A 26,318-nucleotide genomic window follows, 5' to 3' on the forward strand; every position below is an offset into this window, starting at 1 on the left:
CTTAAGTCGCGATGCGGCTCCGGGATTGCCTGCGGAAAGCGTGGGCGCCGGAAGGACGAGTTCGAACATGTTATTTGTCAACAAGCTGAGATGCGTAAGCATCTCTTTTTTCTTTGTATAAAAGGGGACATCTTCACCAAAATTGTCTCTTTTTATTGAGCACCGTCCCCCATTACAGTAGAACCAAGGAGGTGCTCACAATATGAAATTTAAGGATTTTCCATTAAACGTCCGCTTGCGACTCGTTTGTGGATTTTGCATTCGAATCGTCGGCTCTGCCATTTTCCCATTCATGGCGCTCTACTTTTCAGAAGAACTTGGTAAAGTGCCCGCCGGAATCATCATGACGTCATTCGTGATCGTCGGCTACTTGACCGGCCTATTCGGTGGGTACTTCTCCGATCGGTTCAATCGGAAAGTTATCTTACAAATTGGTCAGGTGATTCAAATCATCTGTTTTCTTGGTATGACCGTCGCCATTCACCCATCGAACAACTGGGCACTCGTCGTCGCCATCCTTTACTTCGGGCATGCCGTGTCGAACGGATTGAACTATCCGGCACTCGAGGCGATCGTCATCGATTCGATGGAAGAGTCGAATCGAAAAGCCATCTATGTATATGACTATTGGCTCGTCAATTTGGCCATCGCAGGAGGCGTCATGCTTGGAGGTGCCTTTTATCGAGACCATCGCTTCGGCCTCTTCATCGGCATGACAATCGTTCTTACAATCACGACGATTGTGCTTCAACGTTATTTGGTCGATACGTATAAAGGAAACCGTTCGACTCCATCAAATCCGATTCACGGGGTCATCGAAAACTATAAAATCGCGTTGCGCGATCGTCGTTGGATCACCTTCGTCCTTGGAAGCATGCTCGTCTTTTCGACCGAGTTTCATATGGCGAATTACATCGGTGTCCATTTAGCCGAGTCATTTGAAAGTCGACAAATTCTCGGAATACCGTTTGACGGGGTACGCATGATGGCTTTTATGCAACTTGAAAACACGTTGCTCGTCGTCGCCATCACGTTCGCCGTCACCGCATTCGTCAAGCGGTTTAAAGAGAAAGCCGTCTTCTTCGTCGGATTATCGTTGTACGTGACGGCCTATGCTGCCATCACATCGATGAATTCCTTCATCGTTCTCGCTGCACTTGCAATCATCTTTACGATTGGTGAACTTCTCTACTCTCCGATTCGACAAGTGAAACAAGTCGATTTGCTCGACCCTGAGCGACGCGCTTCTTATCTTGCATTCGGCGGCCTGACGTTCCATGGTGCCAAACTCGTCGCGGCAGCCGGTATCGTCGTCGGTGCGTTCATCGGTCCTATCTTCATGAGCGGGTATATCTTTATCTTTGGTGCCCTCGGTGCTTACTTGTATTATGTATCGCTATATAAGATGCAACCCGTTCGCCAACTCGCGGCTTGACGTTTAACATGAAGACAAAACGGTAAAACAGTACGATGAAGGAGGCGAAGCACTTGCCTGCGATTGTGTTATTCGATGGAGACTGCAACTTTTGCGATGCCAGTGTCCAGTTCATTATTCGTCACGACCGACATGCCTCGATTCACTTTGCATCGCTCCAAAGCGAAGTCGGTCATTCGTATCGAGCACGACACCGAATCCCAGAAGCAGTCGACAGTATCGTCTACATTGAAGAAGGTGTTCCTTACTTGAAATCAGACGCAGCGATTCGGATTGCCGAGCACCTTGATGGCCGTTGGCGCCTGCTCCGATTCATCCGATTCGTACCCAAATGGATTCGTGATCGCGGATATGATCTCTTCGCCAAACATCGAACACGTCTATTCGGGAAGAAGGAAGTGTGCACGCTCCCTTCCCCCGATGTGCGTAAACGATTTTTAGACCACTAAAAAAGTCGAGCCCTATACGGACTCGACTTTTTCGTTATTCAACTACGGCTAAATCTTGAATCATATACAAATCATAATAGGCACCACGACGACGCATCAGTTCTTCGTGCGTTCCTGTCTCCATGATTTGTCCGTTCTCGACAACGACGATTTGATCGGCGTCGGTGATCGTCGACAAGCGATGGGCAACGATTAACGTCGTCCGCCCTTTCGTCAGACGAGCAAGCGAGTCTTGAATCATCGCTTCACTCTCTAAGTCGAGCGCACTCGTCGCCTCATCTAGAATCAAAATCGGAGGGTTCTTCAAGAACACACGCGCGATTGCAAGTCGTTGCTTTTGTCCCCCGGAGAGCTTGACACCTTTCTCCCCGACCGGTGTCGCATATCCGTCTTGCAGTTTCGAGATAAACTCATGGGCGTTAGCCGCCTTCGCCGCTGCGATGACTTCTTCATCCGTCGCATCCGGATTCCCCATGCGGATGTTCATCGCGACCGATTCACTGAAGAGGACGGAGTCCTGCATAACCATTCCAATCTGGTCACGGAGCGCACGCAATTTGAAATCACGTACATCGACCCCGTCGATTTTGATACTTCCATCCGTCACGTCATAGAAGCGTGGAATCAGACTGACCAGTGTGGACTTTCCGCCACCGGACATCCCGACGAATGCCACGCGTTCCCCGGAGCGAATTTGAAGGTTCACATCGTCCAATGCCCGTGTCCCGTCCTGCTCATACGAAAAGCTCACATGCTCAAGATCGATTTTACCTGCTGTTGACAGTGGGACGAATCCGTTCGGTTTCTCCTTGATATCATATGTCTCATCCAAGAATTCAAAGACACGGTCCATCGAAGCGACCGACTGCGTGAGTGTCGTCGCCGAGTTGACGAGACGTCCGAGCGGCGCATAGAGACGGTCAATATAAGCAATGAACGCAACGAGCGTACCGAGCGTTACCTGTTCTTGAATAACGAGCCACGTCGCCGTTGTGAAGATGAGGATCGGCGCGATATCTGTGATGGTTGACACGACGACATACGTTTTGGCGTTCCAACTCGTATGTTTAAGCGCCGCATTCAAGAACCCGCCGTTCTGTTGTTCGAACGCCTTGTTTTCATATGGCTCTAGCGCAAAACTTCGAATGACCGCCATCCCGTTCACACGTTCTGTCAAATGTCCCTGAAGATCAGCGAGCGCTGCCGAGCGTTCACGCGTCAAGCGACGCAACCGTCCATAGAAATAACGGACCGCAAATGCATAGAACGGAAGTGGTAAGATGGCAATCAGTGTGAGTTGTGGATCAATCGTATACATGATTCCAATAGCGATGAAAATTGTAATCATATCGAGCCAAATATTCATCAAGCCGGTGATGACGAAGTCTTTCGTCTGTTCGACGTCGTTGATGATCCGCGAAATGATTTGCCCCGTCTTATTGTTTGAATAAAAGCGAAGCGACAACTTCTGGACGTGATCGAACAGTCTGTTCCGCACATCGAACAAGACACGGGTCGCGGCCCACTGTGCCAAATATTGACGCAAGTATTCAATTGGTGGCTTGAGAACCAGGAAGACGAAGAAGACGATACTGAACAACCAGACAAGCGTCGTATAGTCCTGTCTCGGCGCATCGTCACCTAAATAATTATCAATGACATATTTATACAATAACGGTAATCCGAGCGGGATCGAAAACTTTAAAATCCCGACGAAAATCGTTAGGGCAATTTGTTTTTTATAAGGTTTAACAAATTGCAGATAACGTTTAATACTACCCATAGTTCCTCCTTCATTAAGAAAAAAAGCGGAGATGAGGAATCATCTCCGGTAACGTGCTTCGTATTCGCGATACCATTCATCGACGAATGTTGGGTTGAACGGCCCTTTCCGTCCTCGAATCCAGTTGATCAGTTCTTGCACGTTCTGCTTCAAGATTCGATCAATCGCTTTCGGATAATTCATCTCGCGACGATGCCGCTCATATTCATCTTCATCTAAAATCGTATACGACATATCCGGGAACACCTTGATGTCCAAATCGTAATCGATATATTTGATGGCACGTTCATCCCCATCAAATGTAGTCGGCGAACCTAGATTACAGTAGTAGTAAATCCCGTCTTCGCGAATCATACAGATGACATTGAACCAATACTCAGATGAAAAGTAGCAAATTGCCGGCTCACGCGTTCTCCATTGCCGACCGTCTGATTCACTGACCATGATGCGGTCGTTGAATCCGATCATATCCGTTTTTGACGACTGAAGGACGAGCGTTTCTTCCCAAACGCGATGCAAAGTTCCGTTGTGCTTGTAGCTCTGTATCTCGATTTTGCTACCTGCTTTGGGAAATAAGCTCATAAGCTCCTCCTTTCCGCTGTGATGCTATACAATTCTCATATTTAATTATAGCGACTTTCAGAACCAATGAAAAAGGAAATCTCTTATTTTCAGGAATTTAGTGTTTTTTGGAAGGCCCGTGCCCGTTCCTGAAACATCGGACGAAGCACCAAATATTCGACGAGTATGTTCGGGACATAGCTATCGAACGTCACTTCGTCAATCATGACCGCCTTTCCGTCACGCGACTCGACACGGTGCACGTGCGTGAACCGTTTGAACGGAAACGGCAGTGTCTTCCCTTGATCACAGAACGCACGGTTCCCTGAAATCGTGATGGCACTATTCCAGGGCAATTCTATTGGACCGACCCCTATTAACAACTTCACTTCATTGCCTTCGACCGAGGCACCATCCCCCATTAGACGTACTTTAGGAAACTTTGTCAGCTTCGTCAAAAGCGAAGCATCCTGTAATAGATCCCATAGCGTATCAACCGTCGTATCGTATGTCGACTCTACATCAAATCGTCTCACTTTCACCACCTGCCAATCGTTCTAGTTTTTGTTGAGCCACAGAAACCGTCTTCACCTCGCGCTCCGAGGCATCTAACCAGACGACATCATCGGTCGGGAGCGTATCGACTCGATATAAATCGATATACCAAACGATATGGGAGAAGACGTGTTTCACTTGCCCGAGATAAGTTCCGTTTACCTGTTCCCCCGTTCCTCGTTCGGTAAGCGGATATTGCCACATCCCAGCGAGCAGTCCTTTTTCTGGTCGTTGTTCATAGGCGACTTTCCCATCTTTTTCGATACATAGCGCGTCATACATTTCGACACGTGCCGCTCCTTTTTTCGTTTTCACCGGCAGCTCATCTTGAACGTGGTGGGCATACGCATAACAGGTGTCTTGGACCGGACAGAGCGAGCACATCGGATTTTTCGGTGTACAGACCGTCGCCCCTAATTCCATGACGCCTTCATTAAAATCGGACGCATGAGTCGGATCCATCAAACGACGAACGACTTGTTCAAACAGTTTACGCGTCTTCGGTACGGCGATATCGTCATAGATCCCGAATTGTCGGGACATGACACGCATGACGTTCCCATCGACTGCTGGTTCCGGTTGGTTGTAAGCAATCGACAACACCGCTCCCGTCGTATAAGGGCCGACTCCCTTCATTTTTTCGAAACGTTCCTTCTCTTCGGGGACGATGCCATCATAAACAGAAACGACTTCTTTGACTGCCTCGTGTAAGTTTCGGATGCGTGAGTAATAACCGAGACCTTCCCAATATTTGACGACTTCGTCTGTTTCAGCAGAAGCGAGCGCCTCAAGTGTCGGGAAGCGTTCCATAAAACGGTTGTAATACGGAATGACTGTATCGACTCTCGTCTGTTGTAACATGACCTCACTCACCCAAACACGATATGGATTTTTCGCATGACGCCAAGGTAAATCACGCTTTTCACGATTGAACCATGTGACCAATTCCTCATTGAATTGATGAATATTATAATTTGTGAACAATTTATCAAGATTAAGCATTGTGTTTCCCCTCGTTTTAAAAATATTGTATGATAAATAGGAATAGATGACGTTATATTGTGTTTATTGATGGAGGTGCTGAAGCACATTGGATACTGCGACACACATTGGTATGGGACTTGGTTTAAGTGCCATCGCGACGCTCAGCCCGGAGGTGTCAGGTGATGCACAGATGTTTCTGGCCATGACAGCCACGGCTCTCGTCGGCTCGCATGCACCAGACTTCGACACCGTCTTTAAGTTAAAAGGAAATAGTACGTATTTACGCCAGCATCGCGGTCGTTCACACGGAATCACCGCACTGCTTGCTTGGCCGATTATCGTCAGTGCCGTCATCGGTACGGTGCTTGGCGTCAATCCCGCCTCCCTATGGGTCATGGCACAAATCGCTGTGTTGTTACACGTCACGGTCGACTTGTTCAACGCTTACGGGACGCAAGCGCTACAGCCATTTTCGAAAAAATGGATTGGCTGGGGTGTCATCGGAACGTTTGATCCGTACTTGTTCTCTGCTTATTACGGTGCATATGCATTATGGATGATTACCGGTGCGACTGTCCCTATTTTTGCATTGCTCATTGCGCTTGTCATTAGTTACTATGCAATTCAGTTTAAATTGCGTAACCGTGCGCTCGCTACTGTGGCACGACACTTTGCCGGTGCACATGAACTATTTATCTCACCAGGAATCGGTTGGGATGATTGGCACGTTGCCGTCCGTTTCCGCGATGGTCTCGGAGCCGTGAAAGTGAAGAAAGGGAAAGTCATCGAGTGTGGTCGCTTCCGCGACAAACCGATGCCTGGGGAAGAAGATCTTCATTTCGTCGAAGCTCGAAAAAATGCAGATTTACAGGCGTTCCTCGAGTTTTCAAAAATTCACACGTATACCGTGACACGCCATAACGGAATGATTGAATATCGTTTCACGAACTTACGTTATTTCTCAAAAAATATGTATCCGTTCGTCGCTGTAGTCATCGTAGACGAACAGTCAAACGAAGTATTATCTTCCTTTACTGGTTGGGTATTCAGCGAAGATAGCCTTCAGAAAAAACTAGTATACGAACAATAAAAAGTCGCTCGGTTGAGCGACTTTTCTTATGCCTCGGCTTCAGTGAATTGCAACTCGAACTCAAACTTGACTTTCTTATCGACGAGAACACCTCCCGCTTCGAGCGCTTGGTTCCATGTTAATCCATAATCTTCTCGGTTGAGAGAACCTTCCCCTGAGAACGCGTGTTTCATGTTCCCCCAAGGATCTTTTGCACTTCCCTCATACTCGACTTCGAACGTTTCTTCCCGTGTCGTTCCTCGAATCGTCAAATCCCCTGTCAATTCAAACTCACCGCCGCCTTTCGAGCGGAATGATGTCGATTGAAACACGATATGTGGATATTCTTCTGCATTGAAGAAATCTCCTGAACGGAGGTGATTGTCTCGATCCGAATTGTTTGTATCCACGGATGCTGCCTGAATCGTCACTTTTACGCTCGCATTTGCCAAGTCGTTCGGGTCTCCGTTCGCTTCGATATCAAACTCTTTAAATTCGCCTTTCACCTTTGAAATCATCATATGTTTAACGGTAAAGGTTATGGAACTGTGCGCCGGGTCAACTTGATATGTCTTCGCCATGTTAGTTCACTCCTTATAGGTAATTGAATGATGTACACAATGTACTGATTACCAAAAACCTTGACTTCAAAACGTTTTTACAAAAGATTGACAAATTATTGTCAAAAAATTTTGACTTTTATCACAACATACCGTTACGATGAAAAAAGGGAGTCGTTCGCTTACCTAAAAATGTAAGCGCATACATAACTCCTCTACCTCGTATGAAAAGGGAGGAACGAACATGATTTATGAAGTACCGAACTCAGCAGGAACGAAAGTACAGTTTAAGGACCGTTACGAGAACTTTATTAACGGAAAGTGGACCGCACCGGCTGGTGGAGAATACTTTGAAAACACATCTCCTGTAAATGGGAAAGTATTATGTGAAGTCGCCCGCTCCACGAAAGAGGATATTGAACTCGCATTGGATGCTGCACATGCAGCAAAAGAGGATTGGGGCAAAACGTCCGTCGCGGAACGTTCTGTCATCTTGAATAAAATTGCTGATCGCATGGAAGAAAATCTCGAGATGCTCGCGTATGCAGAAACGTGGGAGAACGGTAAAGCTGTTCGGGAAACGCTCAATGCCGACCTTCCGCTCGCGATTGATCACTTCCGTTACTTCGCCGGTGTGATCCGTTCACAGGAAGGCGGAATCAGCGAACTCGACAACGATACAGTCGCCTATCACTTCCATGAGCCGCTCGGCGTCGTCGCTCAAATCATTCCGTGGAACTTCCCGATTTTGATGGCCGTCTGGAAACTCGCTCCGGCACTCGCGGCTGGAAACTGTGTCGTCTTAAAACCAGCCGAACAAACACCTTCTTCCATCATGGTCCTTATGGAACTGATTGAAGATTTATTGCCACCAGGTGTCGTGAACATCGTAAACGGTTTCGGTCTCGAGGCAGGTAAACCGCTCGCATCGAGTGACCGTGTCGACAAAGTCGCCTTCACAGGCGAGACAACAACGGGTCGCTTGATCATGCAGTACGCTTCACAAAACATCATCCCGGTCACACTCGAGCTTGGTGGGAAATCTCCGAACATCTTCTTCGCAGATATCATGGAAGCGGATGATGATTTCTTCGATAAAGCGATTGAAGGCCTCGTGATGTTCGCCTTGAACCAAGGTGAAGTGTGTACGTGTCCGTCTCGTGCATTGATCCAAGAATCCATCTATGACAAATTCATGGAGCGTGTGCTCGAGCGCGTCAAAGCGATTAAACTCGGCAATCCGCTCGATTCGGACGTCATGATGGGTGCACAAGCATCGAACGAACAAATGGAGAAAATCCTCTCTTACCTTGAAATCGGGAAAGAAGAAGGCGCGGAGTGTCTCATCGGTGGAGAACGTAACATGATGGATGGAGACCTTGCGGATGGGTATTACATTCAACCGACCATCTTTAAAGGTCATAACAAGATGCGCATCTTCCAAGAAGAGATTTTCGGACCGGTCTTATCGGTGACAACGTTCAAAGATGATGCGGAAGCACTCGCCATCGCGAACGATACGCTCTACGGACTTGGAGCCGGCGTGTGGACACGTGACATGAACCGTGCCTATCGATTCGGTCGTGAAATCCAAGCAGGCCGCGTCTGGATCAACTGCTACCATTCATACCCGGCACACGCTGCGTTCGGCGGCTACAAAATGTCTGGGATTGGTCGCGAGAACCATAAGATGATGCTTAGCCATTATCAACGGACGAAAAACATGCTCGTCAGCTACAGCGAACAGAAGCTCGGGTTCTTCTAAGATGGTGAAACGAGTCGAGGCCACCCCCGCCGCGCTCGAACTGATCGAACGTCTAAAATCGAAACATGGCCCACTTCTATTTCATCAATCGGGAGGATGTTGTGATGGAAGTTCACCCATGTGCTTTCCACGCGACGAGTTCATGGTGGGCGATCACGATGTGCTCCTTGGTGAAATCGGAGACACCCCATTCTATATCCACGAGAAACAATATGATTATTGGAAGCATACACAACTCATTATCGATGTGGTCGATGGTCGAGGTGGTATGTTTTCCCTCGAGGGTGTCGAAGGGAAACGATTTTTAGGACGTTCTCGAGTCTTTACAGAAGAAGAGCGTGACGCGTTAAAACATGAAGCATGACAGAAAGGACCCATTCCGATGGGTCCTTTCTCATTTTCAAAAAACGATTATCCTTAATTGTAAAAAATATACATATATAATTGATTTCTTATGTATAGTGGAGAAAAAGGGAGGCCTTCGATGACTACATTACTTACCGAATTATTAGAGAATATATTTGTGACCTTGCTTGTGATCTTCACACCGATTTTTCTCATACTCGCATCCATCATCGTCTACAAGATTAGACGCTACAAACGAAGTCAATACTATGAACAGACACGGCATTCATATGTCAAAGTCGTTCAAGATACAGGCCTTTATGGTGAATATTTGTGTGTGGCAGACATCGAGTCAACATTCTCTCAACCGCTCATATTGACGAATCTTTATTTGCCTCATCCCTCAAAGAAAGATCGAACAACAGAGATTGATGTCGTCTTCATCAATCAGGCTGGAATCCATGTCATTGAATCCAAAAATTATAGCGGATGGATTTTTGGGCGTGCACGTGACAAATACTGGACGCAGACACTTCCCCGTCGTAGAAAACATCGCTTCTTCAACCCAATCAAACAAAATGAATTACACCTGAAAGCCATTGAGCAAGTTCTCGGACTCGACCGAACACATCTCCATTCATGGATTGTATTCAGCAATCGATCTACACTGAAACAAATTGAGTCATCAGACGTTCCCGTTTTGAATCGTCAACAATGGGCTAAACAGTTGACCACCTACCAAGATTTCGTCTTCGACCAAGATGAACAAATACAATTATATGAGACCTTATTATCTTTCACACAAGTCGACGCAGCTGTCATGATGAAACATGTCGAGGACATCGAATCAGCTTATAAGCGGTAAAAAAACATCCCCCACTCGTAATGAGTGAGGGATGTCTTGTCATTTACTCTGCATTTTAAAGCGCAAATACAATTCGTTATAGTAAGCGTTCATCCGCTTCCCTAAGTTTTCATACACTTCAAGTTCTTGCGTCACGTCGCGAGATGGGTAGAACCGCTCATCTGATGTGACTTCTTCATCTAAAAACTCGAGTGCCGCTTCGTTCGGAGTCGAATAGCCGACATAGTCCGTATTACGGGCTGCAATCTCGGCATCTAGCATGAAGTCGATGAATTGATGCGCACCATCTACATTTTGTGCCGTACTCGGAATCACGAGGTTATCGAACCAAAGATTCGTCCCCTCTTCTGGAATGACATACGTTAGTTCTTCATTTTCGTACATGATTTCCGACGCATCTCCAGACCACACGACAGCCGCTGCTGCTTCACGGTTTGCCATCAACATTTTAATTTCATCCCCGACGATTGCTTTGATGTTTGGCCAAAGCGTTTCTAACTTTTGTTCCGCTTCAATCAACTCATCTTTGTTCGTCGTATTGAGCGAATAGCCGAGCGAGTTCAAGCCGAAGCCCATTACTTCTCGTGTTCCGTCTGCAAGAAGGATGTCATTTTCAAGCGGCATCTCCCACAAGTCGTTCCACGATGTGATTTCACCATCGACCATTTCGGGATTATAGACAATCCCGACCGTTCCCCAGAAGTAAGGGACCGAGTACTTGTTACCTGGGTCAAACGATTTATCGAGAAAGCGTGGATCGATGTTATCGAAATTCTCAAGCTTCTCGTAGTCGATTGGAAGCAACAAATCCTCTTCAATCATCTTACTAATCGCATAGTCTGACGGGACGGCTACATCGAACGCCGTACCCCCTTGCTCAATTTTCGTGAGCATCGCCTCGTTCGAATCGAACGTCTGATAGACAACTTTTAGTCCACTCTGTTCTTCGAACTCACCGATCAAGTCCTCATCGATATAGTCTCCCCAGTTATAGACGACAAGCGTATTGTCGCCACCAAATCCTTGCGCAGCGTTCAGTTGCTGAATCCAAAGAAGGAGACCGAAGCTGACAATCAACGGAACAGCCAGCATGATGATTAATTTTTTCATCGTCTAACCTCCTTTGCTCCTCGTTGCGCCAACACATAATATCCAATGACAAGGATGAGGGTGAAGACGAACAAAATCGCAGATAACGCGTTGATTTCAAGCGAGATTCCTTGACGAGCCCGCGAGTAGACTTCTACTGCAAGTGTCGTGAACCCGTTCCCTGTCACGAAGAACGTGACTGCAAAGTCATCTAACGAATACGTGAGTGCTGTGAAGAATCCGGCGAACACACCTGGTGTGATATAAGGGAGAATGACTTTCGTCAACACATCCCATGTACTTGCCCCTAAATCACGTGACGCATCGATCAACGTCGGACTCATCTCTTGAAGTTTCGGTAATACTAAGATGACGACAATCGGAACCGAGAACGCAATGTGCGACAAGAGAACCGAATAGAAGCCTAACTGAATCCCGAGCATCGTGAAGAGAATCAAGAACGATGCCCCGATGATAACGTCCGGACTGACAATCAAGACGTTGTTCAAAGACAACAGGGATGTCTTCGTATACTTTTGTTTCGCCGTATAGATGGCGAGCGCCCCGATGACACCGAGCACGGTCGAAATTGTCGCCGATAATAGGGCGATGACAATCGTGTTCAAGACGATGACAAGAAGTCGCGTGTCCGTGAAGAGTGACTTATACCACTCAAGGGTGAATCCTTCGAAGTTACTCATCGTCCCGCCGCTGTTGAACGAGTAGAAGACGAGATATAAGATTGGCGCGTATAAAATGAAGAACACGGCCGCCAAATATAGGTTTGATAGTTTGAATCGTTTACGTTTCATCGACGGACCGCTCCTTTCGCACCCCAGTCACGCGTGATGACCATGACGAGAACCATCGCCAAAATCAAGAAGACGGCAATCGTAGATCCCATCCCCCAGTTTTGCGTAACGAGGAATTGTTGTTCAATCGCCGTACCGAGCGTGATGACACGGTTTCCTGCGATCAGGCGTGTGATCATGAAGAGTGACAACGCTGGAATAAAGACAATTTGAATCCCTGACTTGACGCCGTCAAGCGTCAACGGGAAGATGACACGTCGGAACGTCGTCCAGTTCGATGCACCTAGGTCGCGCGATGCATAGACGAGAGATGGTGGTAATTTTTCAATCGCGTTGTAAATCGGCAAAATCATGAACGGAATGAAAATGTATACCGAGACGAAGACGAAACTGAAGTCCGTAAAGAGAATCTGCTTCGTTCCAATCCCAATCGCCTCTAAAAACTGATTCGTGATGCCGTACGTTCCAAAAATCCCGAGGAACGCGTACGCTTTTAATAACAAGTTAATCCATGACGGAAGCAAGATGAGCAAGAGCCAAAGCTGTTTATGCTTCGTCTTCGTCAACAAATACGCCGTCGGGTACCCGACGAGTAGCGAGAAGAACGTAATCAGGAACGCGTACCAAAATGATGATAACGTCATCGACAAGTACGTCGAAGAGAAGAACGTCTGATAGTTCTCTAAACTCAAGTTCCCGTCGATATCAAAAAACGAGTAATAGACGACGAGGACGAGTGGCGCGACGACGAATAAGGCAATCCAAATCCAATATGTCGTCAAATATACCGTCTTTGCGGTCTGGTTAGTTTGATTCATGAGGGGCCTCCTCATAGGATTCGAGACGACGGTCGAACTCTTCTTCTGTCTCTCCTAATCGCATGACGTGAATCGCTTCCTCGTCAAACGTCAATCCGATTTTTGATCCGACGGTCGACTTCTTCGTCGAGTGAACGAGCCACTCGTTCCCTTCTTGGTCGTAACAGCAAATCTCATAGTGAACGCCGCGGAACAGTTGTGAATCAACATCGACAATCAGTTTCGCAGAATCGATGGATGTCATCTCCAAGTCTTCCGGACGAATGATAACCTCGACTTTTTCGTTACGGTCAAACCCTTGGTCGACGCAATCGAACGTTTTGCCAGCGAACGTGACGACATTGTCTTCTGGCATGACACCCGGTACGATATTCGATTCTCCGATGAAGTCCGCGACGAAGCGGTTAATCGGTTCGTCGTAAATATCAGTCGGCGTCCCACTCTGAACAATTTTCCCGTTGTTCATGACGAAAATCTCATCGGACATCGCGAGCGCCTCTTCTTGGTCGTGTGTGACGAAGATGAAGGTGATGCCGAGACGTTGTTGCAACTCACGTAATTCATATTGCATTTCTGTACGAAGTTTCAAATCTAAGGCAGACAACGGTTCATCGAGGAGGATGACCTCTGGCTCGTTCACGATTGCGCGGGCGATGGCAACACGTTGGCGCTGTCCACCTGACATCTCATCGATTTCGCGCGAGCCGTATCCTTCTAAGTTAACAAACTTGAGAGCCTGCTCCACTTTTGCTTTGATGTCTGCTTCTTTCAACTTTTTAATACGAAGACCGAACGCGACATTTTCAAATACGTTCAAATGAGGAAACAGCGCATAATCTTGAAACACGGTGTTTACTTGTCGTTTGTTGGCGGGTACATCGTTGATTCGCTTCCCACTGAAGTGAAGATCACCTTCAGTCGCGTCGGTAAATCCAGCGATGAGACGTAGGATTGTCGTCTTCCCACATCCCGATGGACCGAGAAGCGTATAAAACTTCCCACGCTCAATCTCAAAACTGATATCTTCTAGGACGACGGTGTCGTCGTAACGCTTTGACACGTGGTCAAAACGAATAATTGTCTCTGCATTCATGCTGTTTCCTCCTCTATTGACTTATAAATATGAATGAGTCGCTACGATGAGACATTCACTTTCGCCATCGTGATCGTTGACGAGTTGGTGTGAGTCCGAGGCGACATAATACATCGTTTCTCCCGCCTTGGCAAAGTAGGTGTGATGACCTAACTTCAAAGCCACTTTTCCGGACAAGACATATACCAATGTCTCTGAGCGGGACGGTTCATATTGTTTGAATTCTCCATTCTTGCAAAACGTGACGAGAATTGGCTCCATTTCTTTCTCATTCGATTCCGGAATAAGCCACTCCGTTCGATATTTTCGTTCCTCATCCGTATACGTGGTGCGATCATCGACGGTGTATACGACTTTTTGATTCAAGTCTTCATCGAAAAACTCTTTCGGGGAACTCCCGAGGACATTCAATAAATCGAATAACGTTTCTAGTGAGGGAGAGCTTAAATCCCGCTCAATTTGAGAAATGTATCCTTTACTCAAATCGGTACGTTCCGCCAGCTCCTCTTGGGTCAATCCTTTTTTGATCCGGAGCCGCTTAATGTTTTGACCTACTTCCAACGACTGAACGCCTCCTTTTTGTTTAGTGAAACATGAGTTCAACTAAAGAAAGTTTATCTATACTATACTTTAAAACAAACTATTAGCGACCTTCATTATAACGAATTGTTGAAGAATTGCAATAAAAAAATCACGCCCCAAGGACGTGACTCAGTGTAAGTTCCGTTTAGACATCAAATGCTTGAACTTTTCGTTTTTCGTTTGGAACAAATGGAGCTGTGCCCCATATGCATCGATCTGTTGAATGACGTATTGGAAAGCCTTTGCCTCTCCCGGATACGGTTCGCCCGCCTTGGCAAGTGAGGTCTCAAAATCTTCCCATAACACTTCGACCCACGTCACCGCTTCTGAATCGTTCAAGACGTCGTTCTTCTCTTTTAGAATGGCCGCGAGTCGCTCGTATTGTTCGTTTCGGTTCATCGTTTCACCTCCGACAATTCAGAGAGCGGGATGGCCCGTTCTGTCATGTCCCCTTCAAACGTACCCCAACCCATGACACCGTTGACGAATTTTAAGCGGAACGGCTGGTCGTTGTAGTTGACGACATATGTTTCACCGGGACGAAACGAAGTCGGGTCGACCAAATAGCTTTCGGCAATCGCAATCCGTCGAAGGACAACTTCGATTTCGCTGACCATGCCCATTTGTTCAGCCTTCCGTTTTCTCTCATGCAAGGCTTGAATCTCCTGCTCTAACTCATATTTCGATAAATCACTTAACCGCTTTTCCATTTCGTTCACCTCGATGTAAGCGTATCAGATTTTGCGAAAAAAAGAAAAAGACGAGACTGAGTGAAATCCACTCAGTTCGCCTTGAAGTTGTACAACGGTTTGATGACTTGGTCGATGCTGACCGCTGGTTCGATATAACGGACGATCTCGTTCATCGATTTGTAGACGAATGGTGACTCATCCACCGTAGACGGTCGAACCGAAGTCGACCAAACGCCTTCCATCGTACGTTTAAATTCTTTGAAGTCGACGCGTTTGCGCGCGGCTGAACGGGACATGATCCGACCTGCTCCGTGAGGACCAGAGAAGTTCCAGTCTGGGTTCCCTTTCCCCGTACAGATGAGCGAACCGTCTCGCATATTCATCGGAATGATGACACGCTCTCCTTCTTGCGCGGAGATGGCTCCTTTACGAAGAATCATCGCGTCATGGTCGATATAGTTGTGAACGGTGTCGAATTGATCGACGACGTTCCACTTCATCGCTTCCACAATCACATCTGTCATCGCTCGACGGTTCGCTGCTGCGTATTGTTGGGCGATTCGCACGTCGTGCATGTAATCGTCCATGTCCTCCCCTTCGACATAAGCCAGGTCACGGAATGGTTTCCGCGCTTCACGTTCCGCTTCCAGATACGTCGAGATCTCTCCCTGCCGTCCAGCATCCTTCAATCGTTCGATTGCTTCTTTTACATCTCTCGTTTCCATCATGTGTTGAATCGCGCGCTCTTGATAATGATCGGCAATCTGTACCCCGAGATGGCGCGAACCCGAATGAATGACGAGAAACGTACGTCCCTGGTCATCCTGGTTCACTTCAATGAAATGGTTCCCCGAGCCGAGTGACCCGACCGAGCGCAAGGCACGGTCGAGTTTATACGGCGCTCGAACCGCTTCAAGTGGAAGTTCAGACGCGTACGGATGAACCGTCTCGCGAATGTTCATCCCGCTCGGTACGAGTTCGCGGATCACGTCATCGAGTCGCTGAAAGTCGATTCGTTTTGCTTTGATTTCCGTACAAAGCATCCCACACCCTAAATCGACACCGACCAAGTTCGGTACGACTTTATCGTGAATCGTCATCGTCGTGCCAACGACTGACCCTTTCCCGGCGTGCATATCCGGCATGATGCGAATCGATGCTCCTTCTGTGAACGGTTGGTCAAGAAGGGTTTGAATCTGATTCCTCGTCATGTCATCGATTCGTTCATTGAATACTTTGGCGCGGTTATATTTCCCTGTGATTTCCATGTGACCTCCTTAACTGATTGCTTGTTGCTTACTTTGTAATTCGTGCATTCGAGCATAGACACCACCGAATTCGATGAGCGACTGATGATTCCCACGCTCGATGATTCGACCATGGTCGAGAACGAGGATTTGGTCCGCTTCCCGAATCGTAGAGAGTCGGTGCGCGATGACAAACGTCGTTCGACCGTACGTGAGTGTTTTGAGTGCCTCTTGAATCAGCGCCTCGGTCTCCGAGTCGACACTCGCTGTCGCCTCATCGAGAACGAGGATCGCCGGGTCAAAGACGAGGGCGCGAGCGAAGCTGATCAACTGTCGTTCCCCACTCGAAAGGGAAGCACCACGTTCAATCACCGGTTCATCGATTCCTTTTGGCAACTGTTTCACAAAACGATCCGCCCCGACGGCCGTGAGTGCGTTCCACACCTGTTCGTCCGTGATTGTCTCGTCTCCTAGCGTGACGTTCGTACGAATCGTCCCAGTGAAGAGAAACGGGTCTTGCAAGACAATTCCGAGATGGTCTCGTACCGCCTGAGTCGGGAGCTTCGTCACATCCATCCCATCGATGCGAAGAACACCTTTCGACGGGTCATAAAAACGCATGAGCAAATTCATAATCGAACTCTTCCCACTGCCTGTATGTCCGACAAGGGCAATCGTCTCACCCGGAGCCGCGTGTAGTTCAATCTGTTGTAACACTGGTTTCCCAGCTTCATAACTGAATGTCACGTCATCAAAGACAACTTCCCCTTTAAATCGTGGAATGCGTTCCGATGAGACCGGCTCTCCTTTTTCATCGAGCAACTGGAACATCCGGTCGGCCGATACGAGCGCTTGTTGAAGCGGTGATAACTGGTTCATGATTTGTGTCACCGGCTCAAAAATCCGTGAGACATAATCGATATAGGCATACAAGATCCCGAGTGTCAGGATGCTTCCCCCACCGAGTGTTTGGGCCCCAACAAACCAGATGAGTAAGGCGAGCGCCATGTTTCGGAAGAAGTTGACCAAGTTGTGACTCATCAACGCATCCAACTTCAACAGTTTCCGTCTCGTTTGGAAGTTGTCACTGTTCTTCTCGTTGAATTCGTCATAGACGAGATCTTCGCGGACGTACGATTGAATGATTGGCATCGTCTGAATGCTTTCATTCAACTGTGCATTCATATCCGCGACGAGTGCGCGGACACGGAAGTTATTTTTTGTCGAGAAGCGTTGGAACAGCTTGATCCAGACGATGACGACCGGGATGATGATGAGTGAGACGAATCCAAGACGTACGTCTAAGAAGAACATCGCAATGAGTACTCCAATCATCATGACCACACTTTGGAAGACACGGGCAAGTACTCCTAAATACAAGTCCCGAATCGTTTCCGTGTCGTTTGTGACACGGCTGACAATCTTCCCGATTGGCGTCTGGTCAAAATAGCGGACCGGGATTGTTTGCAAATGCTTCATCACGTCGAGACGCATCGTCTTCACGATACTGTGCGCCGAACGTTGCAAGAGCATCTGTTGTCCCCAGTTCAATCCGGCTGCGAGTAGCAATAGGACGACATAGAGACCAGATAGCATGAGCACTGCTCGTAAATCTGTCTGATAAAACTGGAACACGTCAGTCGATGAGAGTGAAACGATATTGTCATATGTCGCCGTCTCATCACCTCGTGTAATTGTCAGCACGTCTCCTTCGACATCTCGAATCCCCCCGCTCATCACAGCATCAGGGACGAGATAGTATCCGTCCGTCGTTTGCACGATAGAGACAGGCTGAATCACCTCTTGACCGTCTAGTCTCGTTTCTTTCTCATACGATTCTCCATTAAAGGAAACACTACCGCCGGATTCGACTTGAACCCAGTCACGCTCGATGGCGACGATATGCTCATCGATAATGATTTTGGCGATATACGGTCCGGCAAGTTCTGCGCCGACCGCTAAAAAGAGTAATGTCAGTCCGAGGAAGATGGAGCGTTTCACTTGTTTGGCATAGCCAACGAGTGAGCGGATCGTCTTCTTCCGGCGGACCGGATCTAATTCATATTGATCGATCATGAGAGATTCCCCCTTTCCCGGATTACTCCGACTCTCCTTGTCGAATAAATTGTTCATAGTACCAACCGTGTCGTTCCATCAGTTGGTCATGGGTGCCGCGCTCGGTGACTCGTCCGTCTTGAAGGACGAGAATTTGGTCGGCATGTGCCACCGCGGAAAGACGGTGCGCCACGATGAAGGTCGTCTTCGCCTCACGGCTCGTACGGACCGAATCGATAATGCGAGATTCCGTTTTCGCATCGACTGCTGAGAGCGAATCGTCAAGAAGTAGAATCTCAGGATTTTTCAGTAAGGCGCGTGCAATCGATAATCGTTGTTTTTGTCCACCTGACAGCATGACCCCTTGCTCCCCAACGACGGTATCGAGACCGTTCTCCAAGTGTTCGATGTCTGTATCGAACGCTGCGAGATGAATGGCTCTGTCGAGTGCTTCATCCGAGACATCATCCACTCCGAAACGAATGTTATCACGCACCGTTTTTGAGAATAAGAGATGCTCTTGTGACACATAGCCGCTCCAACCACGGACCGTTTCAAGTTTAATGTCCGAGATCGGCACCCCGTTCACGAGAAGTGAATCATCAATCGGATACTCCCGGAGCAATTGACGTAACAACGTCGTCTTCCCAGCTCCAGTCGGTCCGACAATTCCAATCGTCTCACCACGCGAGACGTGCAGGACGATGTCCTCTAACGACTCCCGATTCGCGTTTGGATAACGGAATGAGAGCGATTTAAAGGTGATTTTCTCCGGTACATCGATGTGAACCGTTCCGGTTGACGAAACGTCCGGTACCTCATTCATCGTCGTCTCAATCCGTTCCAAGCTCGCCGTACCTCGTTGGACGACGTTGATGAGTTCCCCGAAGGCATACATCGGCCAAATCAACATCCCTAAATAAATGTTGAAGGAAACGAGCTGACCGAGCGTGATGTCGTTCGTAAAGACGAGATACGTCCCGAATGAGAGCCCAATCAAATAACTGAGTCCGACAAGAAGTTTGATGACCGGTTCAAACAACACGTCGATTTTAGCGACATGCATGTTTTTCGCCATGACATCGTCTGTAATGTCATCAAATTTTTTCGTGTCCGCCTCTTCTTGAACGAATGAACGGACGACCCGGAGACCTGAGATTGACTCGACAACTTGGTCGTTCATTACCCCGAACGAGTCTTGAGCTGCCGTGAAGCGTGTATGGATTTGGCTTCCGAGTTTATTCATCGACCAGGCGAGAATCGGCATCGGTAAAAGTGCCGCGAGTGTCAACTTCCAATCGATGAATACACCCATAATCGTCAACGCGATGAGCGTCATGTTGAACGAGTCGACCAATGTCATAACCCCGAATCCTGCTGTCCGCTCAACTGCTTTCAAATCATTCGTCGCGAGTGCCATCAAGTCACCCGTACGATGTTGTTGATAAAAGCGGGGCGTTTGTTTGAGGAGGTGACCGAAAAAACGTCCTCTCAATTTCTTTTCAAGTAAAAAGGCTGTCCCGAATAGTCGGGCGATCCACAAGTACGACATTACATAAGACAACACCATGATGCCTAAAAGTGATGACACAATGAGGATCAATCGTTCTGTCGTCAAACTTCCTTCACGAATCGCATCGATCGCCTGTCCAATAATCCACGGTGGCAGCATATCTACAACTCCCGTGATGATGAGTAAGATGATGGCTATCACGTACGTCCGTTTCTGTCTTTTAATAAACCAATCTAATTGTTTAATCAGCTTCATGACTGATTTCCCCCTTCCGTCCTACCCCATCTAAGCACGCAAAAAAGCGCACTCCACCTGATTGTGCAACCAATCAAATGAAGCGCGCTTGAAGTAGTCTTCAATCTTTTGCATGGTCAGGGAAAGGACACTACCCCTATCCAGCTGCCAAAGTCACGCAGTTAAATACGAGTAGCCATATGATGTTTTGAGTGTGTTTGTAAGTGCAATGTTGTTCATCATTCTGGCTCCTCTCGTTTCATAGTTTTAAAATCTACTCAAACCTTAGCAGACTGTTCTGAAAATTGTCAATATTATTTTGTAAAAAAATTGTAACTTGATTCAGTTTAAGAAAAACATGCCCAAAATGAGACCGATGATCCCTGTTGCCGTGACGTAATAAATCATCGGCATGAGCGTGTATCGAATGATGGTCCCTTCTTTACCGAGCAGTCCCGCAACGGAAGCAACCGCTACGACGTTCAACACACAGATCATGTTCCCCGCGTTCGCCCCTGCCATCTGCATCGACAAGGCGAGCGTCTCGTTGATTCCGACAGACTCGGCTACGTTTGTTGTTAAACTTGAAAACATCATGTTTGAGAAGGTCGCCGAGCCCGAAACAAAGGCGCCGAGCGCCCCAATCCACGGTGCGACGAGTGGCCACACCCCGCCTAACGTGTCAGCAGCTGCCGTTGCAAGTTCGAACGGCATAGACTCAAGTCCCGCACCACCATTTTCGGAGTGGATGAAGATACGGACCATTGGAACAGAAGCCGCTAACGTGATTGCCGTACCGACGACTCCAAGCGTCGTCGCCTTGAAGACCGACGTCACTTGTGACCAACTCATATTGTGTAGGAAGAATGTGACGATGATGGTCAAGATAAACATGAATCCTGGTGAATAGAACGGTTCCCAAGAAGTTGAAATTCCTTCGACCCCTAGTATGTTCTGAAGGTCGATGCGGACACTACGTGTTAACTCATTTAAAAACGGAACAATACGCGTTAATATCAAGAAAACAGTTAGAATAAGGTAAGGCGCCCAAGCTTTCCATTGAGGTAGTTCACGAAGGTTGGATTTCGAGGTCGTTTTTTCAGCTGAAGGTTCTACTTCATCCGCATACCCATCGAACGTCCATACGCGCTTCGGCATAAGAATTCCTTTACGAGCCATTGCGACGAGGATGACGAGACCCGTTAGTCCACCAAGCATCCCACCGAATTCAAACCCGAGGACACGTGTCCAAACATAGGCCGGTATACTGTACAATAACGCGGCCACGATTGCGATTGGAAATACTTCGAGGGCCGGTTTGATCGACTTCTCCTTACTGAAGAAACGGGTTAACATCAAAATTAAAATAAATGGAATGAATAGACCGACCACCATATCGATCAATACAGTCTGCAAGACGACATCTGTAATTAATTCAATCGACTCGGGCTGGTTCACGTCGAGCGAAAGACCATTTCCAATCCCGATGAGTGCCGGTGTCCCGACCGCACCGAACGTGACGGCTGATACGTCCGCAGACAGTGCGATCACGACAGCGGCAATCGGCGGAAAACCGAGCGCCATCAAGAGCGGTGCCGCAACCGTCGCCGGTGTACCAAATCCTGAAGCCCCTTCAATAAATGAAACGAATAACCATCCGACAATCAAAACTTGAATTCGAGGGTCGGGTGTAATGTTGACGAATCCGGAACGAATTGCGTTCATCCCGCCCCCTTCTTTCATCGTATTCATCATTCCGATTGCTCCGTAGACAATCCATACTGTCGTGACGGCGATGACGAGTCCTTGTAATGTCGCCGCCATAATTCGTGTCGCATCCAATTGCCAGACGAAGAACGCTAAAATCGCCGTCGTCACAAGTGACAAGGGCATGGCTACCGATGCAGGTAAACGCATAATGACCAATAAGATGAGCACGGCCACAATCGGTGTCAGTGCTGTAATCCATTCTAAAATCGTCAATGTAGACCCACCTTTTCGTGTTTTCCCCTACCGTAAACAGATGTCCCATCACGATTCTTCTTCAGCGATTCGATCTAACGTACGTTCAATCACATCATACGGAAATCCTTTGCGCCGAAGCTGCATCTTCATGCGCTGTTTGCGTTCGAACGCGTCGTATCCGCTGAACTTCCGACTCAACTTCTCAGCCTGTTTCAGACATGCCGCAACCTCGACATCTTCGTCCTCTTCTTCCCAAAAAGTATGAATCGCCTCTGAAATAATATCAAAGGTAAACCCCCTTTGCATCAGGGTTTGTTGAATTCTTTGTTGCACTTCTGTGGCAGAACGACGATTCGTTTCCAGTTGTTTCCTTTTCACGAACTTTCCAGCCTTCTCGACGAGATCTTCGTGTGAGATTGATTCTAATACGGATTCAACAACGTCCGTTGGGATTCGGAGCTGTTCGAGCTCACGTTTAATTTTGATCGGCCCACTTGGACTCGTGTTGAATTTCGTTTGGACATACGCTTTTGCGAACTCCTCATCATTCAAATAACGCTGCTCGATTAGTCGCGTGATGGCATGTTTGATAGCAGATTCACTTAACTCTTTCTTCACGAGATAGTCCCTTACCTCTGAAATGGCGCGCATTCGATACGATAAATAATTGATGGCCAACTTATAGGCTTTCTGAGCTTCTTCCGCCTCAAGGACGTCTTGCACAAAATCGTCTTCGAGCTCCATCCCTTTTGTGAGCCCGTACTTGATGAATACGTCAACATCGATGGCGAACGCAAACTCCTCTTTCCCCTCCCGTTCGATGAAGACGTTCAGTCGATCTTGGTTCTTCTTTTGGGTCGTGAACTTTGCAATTTTCACAACGACTCCCCTCCATTCCATGTTTCTAACATATCACGTTCAAGAAACGTAGAGGATTTTTGATAAGTTAGAAGAAAGGGTATTCATTTGGATATACTGACTTATACCCAATTTTAGAAACAACACATGATATCGGAGGGAATTTCATGAAAATCGCAATCACCGGTGGAACCGGGCTCATCGGTCAACCACTCGTTCGTGCACTCGCCGACGCCGGACATCAAGTCGTCGTGTTGACACGTCATCCACGTCCCCGCCATCGCGGTGTGTCGTTTATCGAATGGTTGACACCGAATAGTAAACCAGAAGAGGAACTCGAGGGAACAGATGCGTTCATCCATTTGGCCGGCGCCTCAATCAACGACGGGCGATGGACCTACAAACAGAAACAAGCCATCCTTCAAAGTCGAATCGAAGGGACGAAGGAAGTCGTCCGGATCATTCAACAGTTGAAACAAAAGCCACAGGTTGTCATCAGCGGCTCGGCCATCGGCATATACGGTGAAGATCGTTCCATCACGTATTCCGAAGAAACCCCATTACCGACACGGACTAATTTCCTCGGGAATGTCTGCGTCCTCTGGGAACAGGAAGCAGAACCCATTCGTGATTTAGGCGTTCGTCTTGTGACGATGCGCACCGGCGTCGTCTTATCGAATGATGGTGGTGCCTTCCCGTTAATGAAACTCCCCTATCAGTTCGGGGTCGGTGGTAAAATTGGTTCAGGAGAGCAATGGGTTCCTTGGATTCATTTAGACGACCTCGTCCGCTTGTTCGTGCACGTCATCGAGACTGATTCCATTGAAGGACCCGTCAACGGCACTGCACCTACACCGGTGACGATGAATGAGTTCGGGAAAACGATTGCGAACGTGATGCATCGTCCTCACTGGATTCCGGCACCTGCTCCAATGATGCAACTCGCCCTCGGCGAAAAGAGCGTCATCGTCCTAGAAGGAGCGAAAGTCGTTCCGACGAAGGCACTTCAACATGGTTTCGACTTCCGCTATGAAACATTGGAACCGGCTCTATCACAACTACTACAAGATGCTTAAGGAGAATGAATTGTGAGTCACTTACTAATCCGAAATGCCCATATCTACCCAATCACTGCCCCTCATTTTTACGGAGACCTCCGTGTTCGAGACGGGAAGATCGTCGAAATGTCCGATTTACTTGAACCGACTGACGGGGAGCATGTCATTGAAGCCGAAGGAAATTTTTTATTCCCGGGCTTCATCGATGCTCACACCCACCTCGGATTATATGATGAAGGAACCGGCTCTGTCGGAAACGACGCCAATGAGACGGTCGAAGCGATGACGCCTCATGCTCGTGCGATCGACGGGGTATACCCGCTTGACGAAGGATTTCAAGAAGCGCTGATGGCAGGCGTGACCGCCGTTCAGGTCATGCCAGGAAGTATGAACGTCATCGGTGGTGTAACCAGTGTCATCAAAACACACGGTCGCTATATTGACGACATGATCGTCCGTCGTTATGCCGGATTGAAGATGGCGCTCGGCGAAAACCCGAAACGGATTCATAGTATGGGGAAAACCGGTGATTTGACGCGGATGGGGATTATGGGGTTGCTTCGTGAAGCGTTCCGTACCGTCGGATCGACCAAAACGATCGGAACGTTCGGCAGCCAGATGATTCAACTTGCCCTCGACCGAGAGATGCCGATTCGCGTGCATGCCCACCGCGCCGACGACATTTTATCTGTCGTTCGTTTTGCCCAAGAGTTCGATCTCGACTATCGCATCGAGCATTGTACAGAAGGTCATCTCGTCGTTGAAAAATTACAAGAACTCGGTGTGAAACATGTCACCGTCGGACCGACATTTACTCGAAAATCTAAAATCGAGCTTCAGAACAAGACGTGGGAGACGTATCGCATTCTCCATGAGCACGGCATGATCGTCTCCATCACGACCGACCATCCGTACACGCCGGTCCAATATTTGAACTTGTGCGCCGGACTTGCAGCACGTGAAGGACTGCCTGTCGACATCGCGTTACGCGGGATCACCATCAATCCGGCTGAATCACTAGGTGTCGCCGACCGAATCGGCTCTCTCGAAGTCGGAAAAGATGCCGATTTGGTGCTTTGGAGTCACTTCCCGCTCGACTACTTATCGAAGCCGATTATGACCATTGTGAACGGTGAAGTCGTGTACAAAACGGACCGTGCTGAAACCCATCATGAGGTCGAGTAATTTTCATTATTTTTCATAAGGGTTTTTACGCATAATTTACTTGCTTTTTTAAAAATACTATATAAAATTATCTTGTAACTTCATAAAGCAGCCAAGGCGGTTCGAACAGCGAAGCCAGAAGTATGCTTTCGTTACGACTATTCTTCAGCGGTCTGAAATAGGAGGAGGAATGTAAAGGTGCTCAAATTTCGTGAGCTCACCGACTGCGCGGAGTTGTTCGAACTGATGCAACACCCAGATGTCTTTCCGTATGTCCGTCAAAAGACGGTCCATTTTGACGAATTTTTATTTAGCACGAAGCAAATCATCGAGCTAGAAGAGCAAGGAAATATCATCTCACGTACCATCACGAACGAGTATGGCACCCCGATTGGGACGATCAGCTTGTTCGATGTCGAATCCGGCTATGGATTCCTCGGCACGTGGCTTGGCAAGCCGTATCACGGCAAAGGTTATAATCAAGTGGCGAAAGAGGCGTTCTTCTCAGAACTGTTCTTCGAGCTTGATATTGAGAGCGTATTTTTAAAAATCCGTAAATCGAATGAACGATCGATTGCGGCAGCAGAGAAGCTCCCGTACGCGTTTTGCGCGAACGAGATCCGCTCCGAACTGCTCGCGGAGATCAACCAAGGTGACGTGGAGTATGTTTTATACGAGGTATCCAAGTCGAGCTTCCAATTGTACTTGCATGCCCTGCACGTCCCGGAATACGAAGTGCCATACGAGGCACAACTCGAAGCATGAGC

At 47.8% G+C, this 26,318-nt stretch carries 26 protein-coding genes; 9 read left to right on the plus strand and 17 right to left on the minus strand.

Annotated elements, in window-relative coordinates:
• The first annotated feature begins 202 nt into the window (after positions 1–202).
• Both KNO92_RS09995 and KNO92_RS10000 read left to right on the plus strand, forming a co-directional pair.
• Positions 203–1,435 carry an MFS transporter gene (locus KNO92_RS09995; RefSeq protein ID WP_214761146.1) on the plus strand — a complete coding sequence of 411 codons (1,233 nt, stop codon included), beginning with the start codon at positions 203–205 and terminating at the stop codon, positions 1,433–1,435.
• 53 nt (positions 1,436–1,488) lie between these two features.
• Positions 1,489–1,884 (plus strand): thiol-disulfide oxidoreductase DCC family protein, encoded by a 396-nt coding sequence (locus KNO92_RS10000; RefSeq protein ID WP_214696299.1) that lies wholly within the window; start codon positions 1,489–1,491, stop codon positions 1,882–1,884.
• A gap of 34 nt (positions 1,885–1,918) precedes the next feature.
• On the opposite strand, the gene KNO92_RS10005 is transcribed toward KNO92_RS10000, so the two are convergent.
• From KNO92_RS10005 to mutY, 4 genes are all read right to left on the minus strand, one after another.
• The gene (locus tag KNO92_RS10005) at positions 1,919–3,667 is read right to left on the minus strand and encodes an ABC transporter ATP-binding protein (protein WP_214696301.1); all 1,749 of its coding nucleotides are present in this window, start codon (positions 3,665–3,667) and stop codon (positions 1,919–1,921) included.
• A 39-nt stretch (positions 3,668–3,706) separates the two neighbouring features.
• Complete coding sequence (ntdP, locus tag KNO92_RS10010) at positions 3,707–4,249, minus strand: nucleoside tri-diphosphate phosphatase (protein WP_015880896.1); 543 nt, start codon at positions 4,247–4,249, stop codon at positions 3,707–3,709.
• Between the two features lie 89 nt (positions 4,250–4,338).
• The gene (locus tag KNO92_RS10015) at positions 4,339–4,764 is read right to left on the minus strand and encodes a hypothetical protein (protein WP_214696303.1); all 426 of its coding nucleotides are present in this window, start codon (positions 4,762–4,764) and stop codon (positions 4,339–4,341) included.
• Positions 4,751–5,785 (minus strand): A/G-specific adenine glycosylase, encoded by a 1,035-nt coding sequence (mutY, locus tag KNO92_RS10020; RefSeq protein ID WP_214761148.1) that lies wholly within the window; start codon positions 5,783–5,785, stop codon positions 4,751–4,753. The genes KNO92_RS10015 and mutY overlap by 14 nt, the downstream gene beginning before the upstream one ends.
• 88 nt (positions 5,786–5,873) lie before the next feature.
• On the opposite strand from mutY, the gene KNO92_RS10025 reads away from it, so the two are divergent.
• On the plus strand, positions 5,874–6,857 hold the full coding sequence (locus tag KNO92_RS10025; RefSeq protein WP_026826711.1) for a metal-dependent hydrolase: 984 nt from the start codon (positions 5,874–5,876) through the stop codon (positions 6,855–6,857).
• 26 nt (positions 6,858–6,883) lie between these two features.
• On the opposite strand, the gene KNO92_RS10030 is transcribed toward KNO92_RS10025, so the two are convergent.
• A complete protein-coding gene (locus tag KNO92_RS10030) occupies positions 6,884–7,417 on the minus strand; it encodes a YceI family protein (RefSeq protein WP_214696307.1) in 534 nt (177 codons plus the stop codon).
• 223 nt (positions 7,418–7,640) lie between these two features.
• Between KNO92_RS10030 and adh the strand changes: the two genes are divergently transcribed.
• From adh to KNO92_RS10045, 3 genes are all read left to right on the plus strand, one after another.
• On the plus strand, positions 7,641–9,161 hold the full coding sequence (gene adh / locus KNO92_RS10035) for an aldehyde dehydrogenase (protein WP_214761149.1): 1,521 nt from the start codon (positions 7,641–7,643) through the stop codon (positions 9,159–9,161).
• A 1-nt stretch (position 9,162) separates the two neighbouring features.
• Positions 9,163–9,525 carry a DUF779 domain-containing protein gene (locus KNO92_RS10040; protein WP_214747124.1) on the plus strand — a complete coding sequence of 121 codons (363 nt, stop codon included), beginning with the start codon at positions 9,163–9,165 and terminating at the stop codon, positions 9,523–9,525.
• A gap of 120 nt (positions 9,526–9,645) precedes the next feature.
• Positions 9,646–10,371, plus strand: a complete 726-nt coding sequence (locus tag KNO92_RS10045) for a nuclease-related domain-containing protein (RefSeq protein WP_214696313.1) — start codon at positions 9,646–9,648, stop codon at positions 10,369–10,371.
• A 39-nt stretch (positions 10,372–10,410) separates the two neighbouring features.
• On the opposite strand, the gene KNO92_RS10050 is transcribed toward KNO92_RS10045, so the two are convergent.
• The 12 genes from KNO92_RS10050 to recX all read right to left on the minus strand — a co-directional run bounded on the left by KNO92_RS10050 (position 10,411) and on the right by recX (position 23,350).
• Positions 10,411–11,481 carry an ABC transporter substrate-binding protein gene (locus KNO92_RS10050; RefSeq protein ID WP_214696315.1) on the minus strand — a complete coding sequence of 357 codons (1,071 nt, stop codon included), beginning with the start codon at positions 11,479–11,481 and terminating at the stop codon, positions 10,411–10,413.
• Complete coding sequence (locus KNO92_RS10055) at positions 11,478–12,272, minus strand: ABC transporter permease (protein ID WP_074033109.1); 795 nt, start codon at positions 12,270–12,272, stop codon at positions 11,478–11,480. Before KNO92_RS10055 ends, KNO92_RS10050 begins: the two co-directional genes overlap by 4 nt.
• Positions 12,269–13,090 (minus strand): ABC transporter permease, encoded by an 822-nt coding sequence (locus KNO92_RS10060; RefSeq protein ID WP_074033108.1) that lies wholly within the window; start codon positions 13,088–13,090, stop codon positions 12,269–12,271. The genes KNO92_RS10055 and KNO92_RS10060 overlap by 4 nt, the downstream gene beginning before the upstream one ends.
• The gene (locus KNO92_RS10065) at positions 13,077–14,183 is read right to left on the minus strand and encodes an ABC transporter ATP-binding protein (RefSeq protein WP_214761151.1); all 1,107 of its coding nucleotides are present in this window, start codon (positions 14,181–14,183) and stop codon (positions 13,077–13,079) included. The genes KNO92_RS10060 and KNO92_RS10065 overlap by 14 nt, the downstream gene beginning before the upstream one ends.
• A gap of 21 nt (positions 14,184–14,204) precedes the next feature.
• On the minus strand, positions 14,205–14,744 hold the full coding sequence (locus KNO92_RS10070) for a helix-turn-helix domain-containing protein (protein WP_214696319.1): 540 nt from the start codon (positions 14,742–14,744) through the stop codon (positions 14,205–14,207).
• 150 nt (positions 14,745–14,894) lie between these two features.
• Positions 14,895–15,164: a YfhJ family protein gene (locus KNO92_RS10075; protein ID WP_214696321.1), complete on the minus strand. Its 270-nt coding sequence runs from the start codon at positions 15,162–15,164 to the stop codon at positions 14,895–14,897.
• Positions 15,161–15,475, minus strand: a complete 315-nt coding sequence (locus KNO92_RS10080) for a YfhH family protein (RefSeq protein WP_074033104.1) — start codon at positions 15,473–15,475, stop codon at positions 15,161–15,163. The genes KNO92_RS10075 and KNO92_RS10080 overlap by 4 nt, the downstream gene beginning before the upstream one ends.
• A 71-nt stretch (positions 15,476–15,546) precedes the next feature.
• Positions 15,547–16,725 carry an RtcB family protein gene (locus KNO92_RS10085; protein WP_214696322.1) on the minus strand — a complete coding sequence of 393 codons (1,179 nt, stop codon included), beginning with the start codon at positions 16,723–16,725 and terminating at the stop codon, positions 15,547–15,549.
• Between the two features lie 9 nt (positions 16,726–16,734).
• Positions 16,735–18,780, minus strand: a complete 2,046-nt coding sequence (locus KNO92_RS10090) for an ABC transporter ATP-binding protein (protein ID WP_214761153.1) — start codon at positions 18,778–18,780, stop codon at positions 16,735–16,737.
• A gap of 22 nt (positions 18,781–18,802) precedes the next feature.
• A complete protein-coding gene (locus KNO92_RS10095; RefSeq protein ID WP_031421113.1) occupies positions 18,803–20,527 on the minus strand; it encodes an ABC transporter ATP-binding protein in 1,725 nt (574 codons plus the stop codon).
• 321 nt (positions 20,528–20,848) lie between these two features.
• Positions 20,849–22,489 (minus strand): L-lactate permease, encoded by a 1,641-nt coding sequence (locus KNO92_RS10100; protein WP_214696326.1) that lies wholly within the window; start codon positions 22,487–22,489, stop codon positions 20,849–20,851.
• A 48-nt stretch (positions 22,490–22,537) separates the two neighbouring features.
• Positions 22,538–23,350 (minus strand): recombination regulator RecX, encoded by an 813-nt coding sequence (recX, locus tag KNO92_RS10105; RefSeq protein WP_214696328.1) that lies wholly within the window; start codon positions 23,348–23,350, stop codon positions 22,538–22,540.
• A gap of 146 nt (positions 23,351–23,496) precedes the next feature.
• Between recX and KNO92_RS10110 the strand changes: the two genes are divergently transcribed.
• The 3 genes from KNO92_RS10110 to KNO92_RS10120 all read left to right on the plus strand — a co-directional run bounded on the left by KNO92_RS10110 (position 23,497) and on the right by KNO92_RS10120 (position 26,316).
• Complete coding sequence (locus KNO92_RS10110) at positions 23,497–24,405, plus strand: TIGR01777 family oxidoreductase (protein WP_214696330.1); 909 nt, start codon at positions 23,497–23,499, stop codon at positions 24,403–24,405.
• Positions 24,406–24,417: 12 nt separating this feature from the next.
• Positions 24,418–25,572, plus strand: a complete 1,155-nt coding sequence (locus KNO92_RS10115) for an amidohydrolase (protein ID WP_015880875.1) — start codon at positions 24,418–24,420, stop codon at positions 25,570–25,572.
• Between the two features lie 177 nt (positions 25,573–25,749).
• Positions 25,750–26,316, plus strand: a complete 567-nt coding sequence (locus KNO92_RS10120) for a GNAT family N-acetyltransferase (protein WP_015880874.1) — start codon at positions 25,750–25,752, stop codon at positions 26,314–26,316.
• Positions 26,317–26,318 lie beyond the last annotated feature (2 nt).

The sequence above is a fragment of the Exiguobacterium sp. s129 genome (assembly GCF_018617585.1).
Lineage (GTDB): Bacteria > Bacillota > Bacilli > Exiguobacteriales > Exiguobacteriaceae > Exiguobacterium > Exiguobacterium aestuarii_A.

Excerpts from the sequence above, each read along its gene's own strand:
- KNO92_RS09995 (WP_214761146.1), top strand. The coding sequence starts at position 203 with ATGAAATTTAAGGATTTTCCATTAAACGTCCGCTTGCGACTCGTTTGT.
- KNO92_RS10005 (WP_214696301.1), bottom strand. The coding sequence starts at position 3,667 with ATGGGTAGTATTAAACGTTATCTGCAATTTGTTAAACCTTATAAAAAA.
- ntdP (WP_015880896.1), bottom strand. The coding sequence starts at position 4,249 with ATGAGCTTATTTCCCAAAGCAGGTAGCAAAATCGAGATACAGAGCTAC.
- mutY (WP_214761148.1), bottom strand. The coding sequence starts at position 5,785 with ATGCTTAATCTTGATAAATTGTTCACAAATTATAATATTCATCAATTC.
- KNO92_RS10030 (WP_214696307.1), bottom strand. The coding sequence starts at position 7,417 with ATGGCGAAGACATATCAAGTTGACCCGGCGCACAGTTCCATAACCTTT.
- adh (WP_214761149.1), top strand. The coding sequence starts at position 7,641 with ATGATTTATGAAGTACCGAACTCAGCAGGAACGAAAGTACAGTTTAAG.
- KNO92_RS10040 (WP_214747124.1), top strand. The coding sequence starts at position 9,163 with ATGGTGAAACGAGTCGAGGCCACCCCCGCCGCGCTCGAACTGATCGAA.
- KNO92_RS10045 (WP_214696313.1), top strand. The coding sequence starts at position 9,646 with ATGACTACATTACTTACCGAATTATTAGAGAATATATTTGTGACCTTG.
- KNO92_RS10050 (WP_214696315.1), bottom strand. The coding sequence starts at position 11,481 with ATGAAAAAATTAATCATCATGCTGGCTGTTCCGTTGATTGTCAGCTTC.
- KNO92_RS10055 (WP_074033109.1), bottom strand. The coding sequence starts at position 12,272 with ATGAAACGTAAACGATTCAAACTATCAAACCTATATTTGGCGGCCGTG.
- KNO92_RS10060 (WP_074033108.1), bottom strand. The coding sequence starts at position 13,090 with ATGAATCAAACTAACCAGACCGCAAAGACGGTATATTTGACGACATAT.
- KNO92_RS10065 (WP_214761151.1), bottom strand. The coding sequence starts at position 14,183 with ATGAATGCAGAGACAATTATTCGTTTTGACCACGTGTCAAAGCGTTAC.
- KNO92_RS10075 (WP_214696321.1), bottom strand. The coding sequence starts at position 15,164 with ATGAACCGAAACGAACAATACGAGCGACTCGCGGCCATTCTAAAAGAG.
- KNO92_RS10080 (WP_074033104.1), bottom strand. The coding sequence starts at position 15,475 with ATGGAAAAGCGGTTAAGTGATTTATCGAAATATGAGTTAGAGCAGGAG.
- KNO92_RS10085 (WP_214696322.1), bottom strand. The coding sequence starts at position 16,725 with ATGGAAATCACAGGGAAATATAACCGCGCCAAAGTATTCAATGAACGA.
- KNO92_RS10090 (WP_214761153.1), bottom strand. The coding sequence starts at position 18,780 with ATGATCGATCAATATGAATTAGATCCGGTCCGCCGGAAGAAGACGATC.
- KNO92_RS10095 (WP_031421113.1), bottom strand. The coding sequence starts at position 20,527 with ATGAAGCTGATTAAACAATTAGATTGGTTTATTAAAAGACAGAAACGG.
- KNO92_RS10110 (WP_214696330.1), top strand. The coding sequence starts at position 23,497 with ATGAAAATCGCAATCACCGGTGGAACCGGGCTCATCGGTCAACCACTC.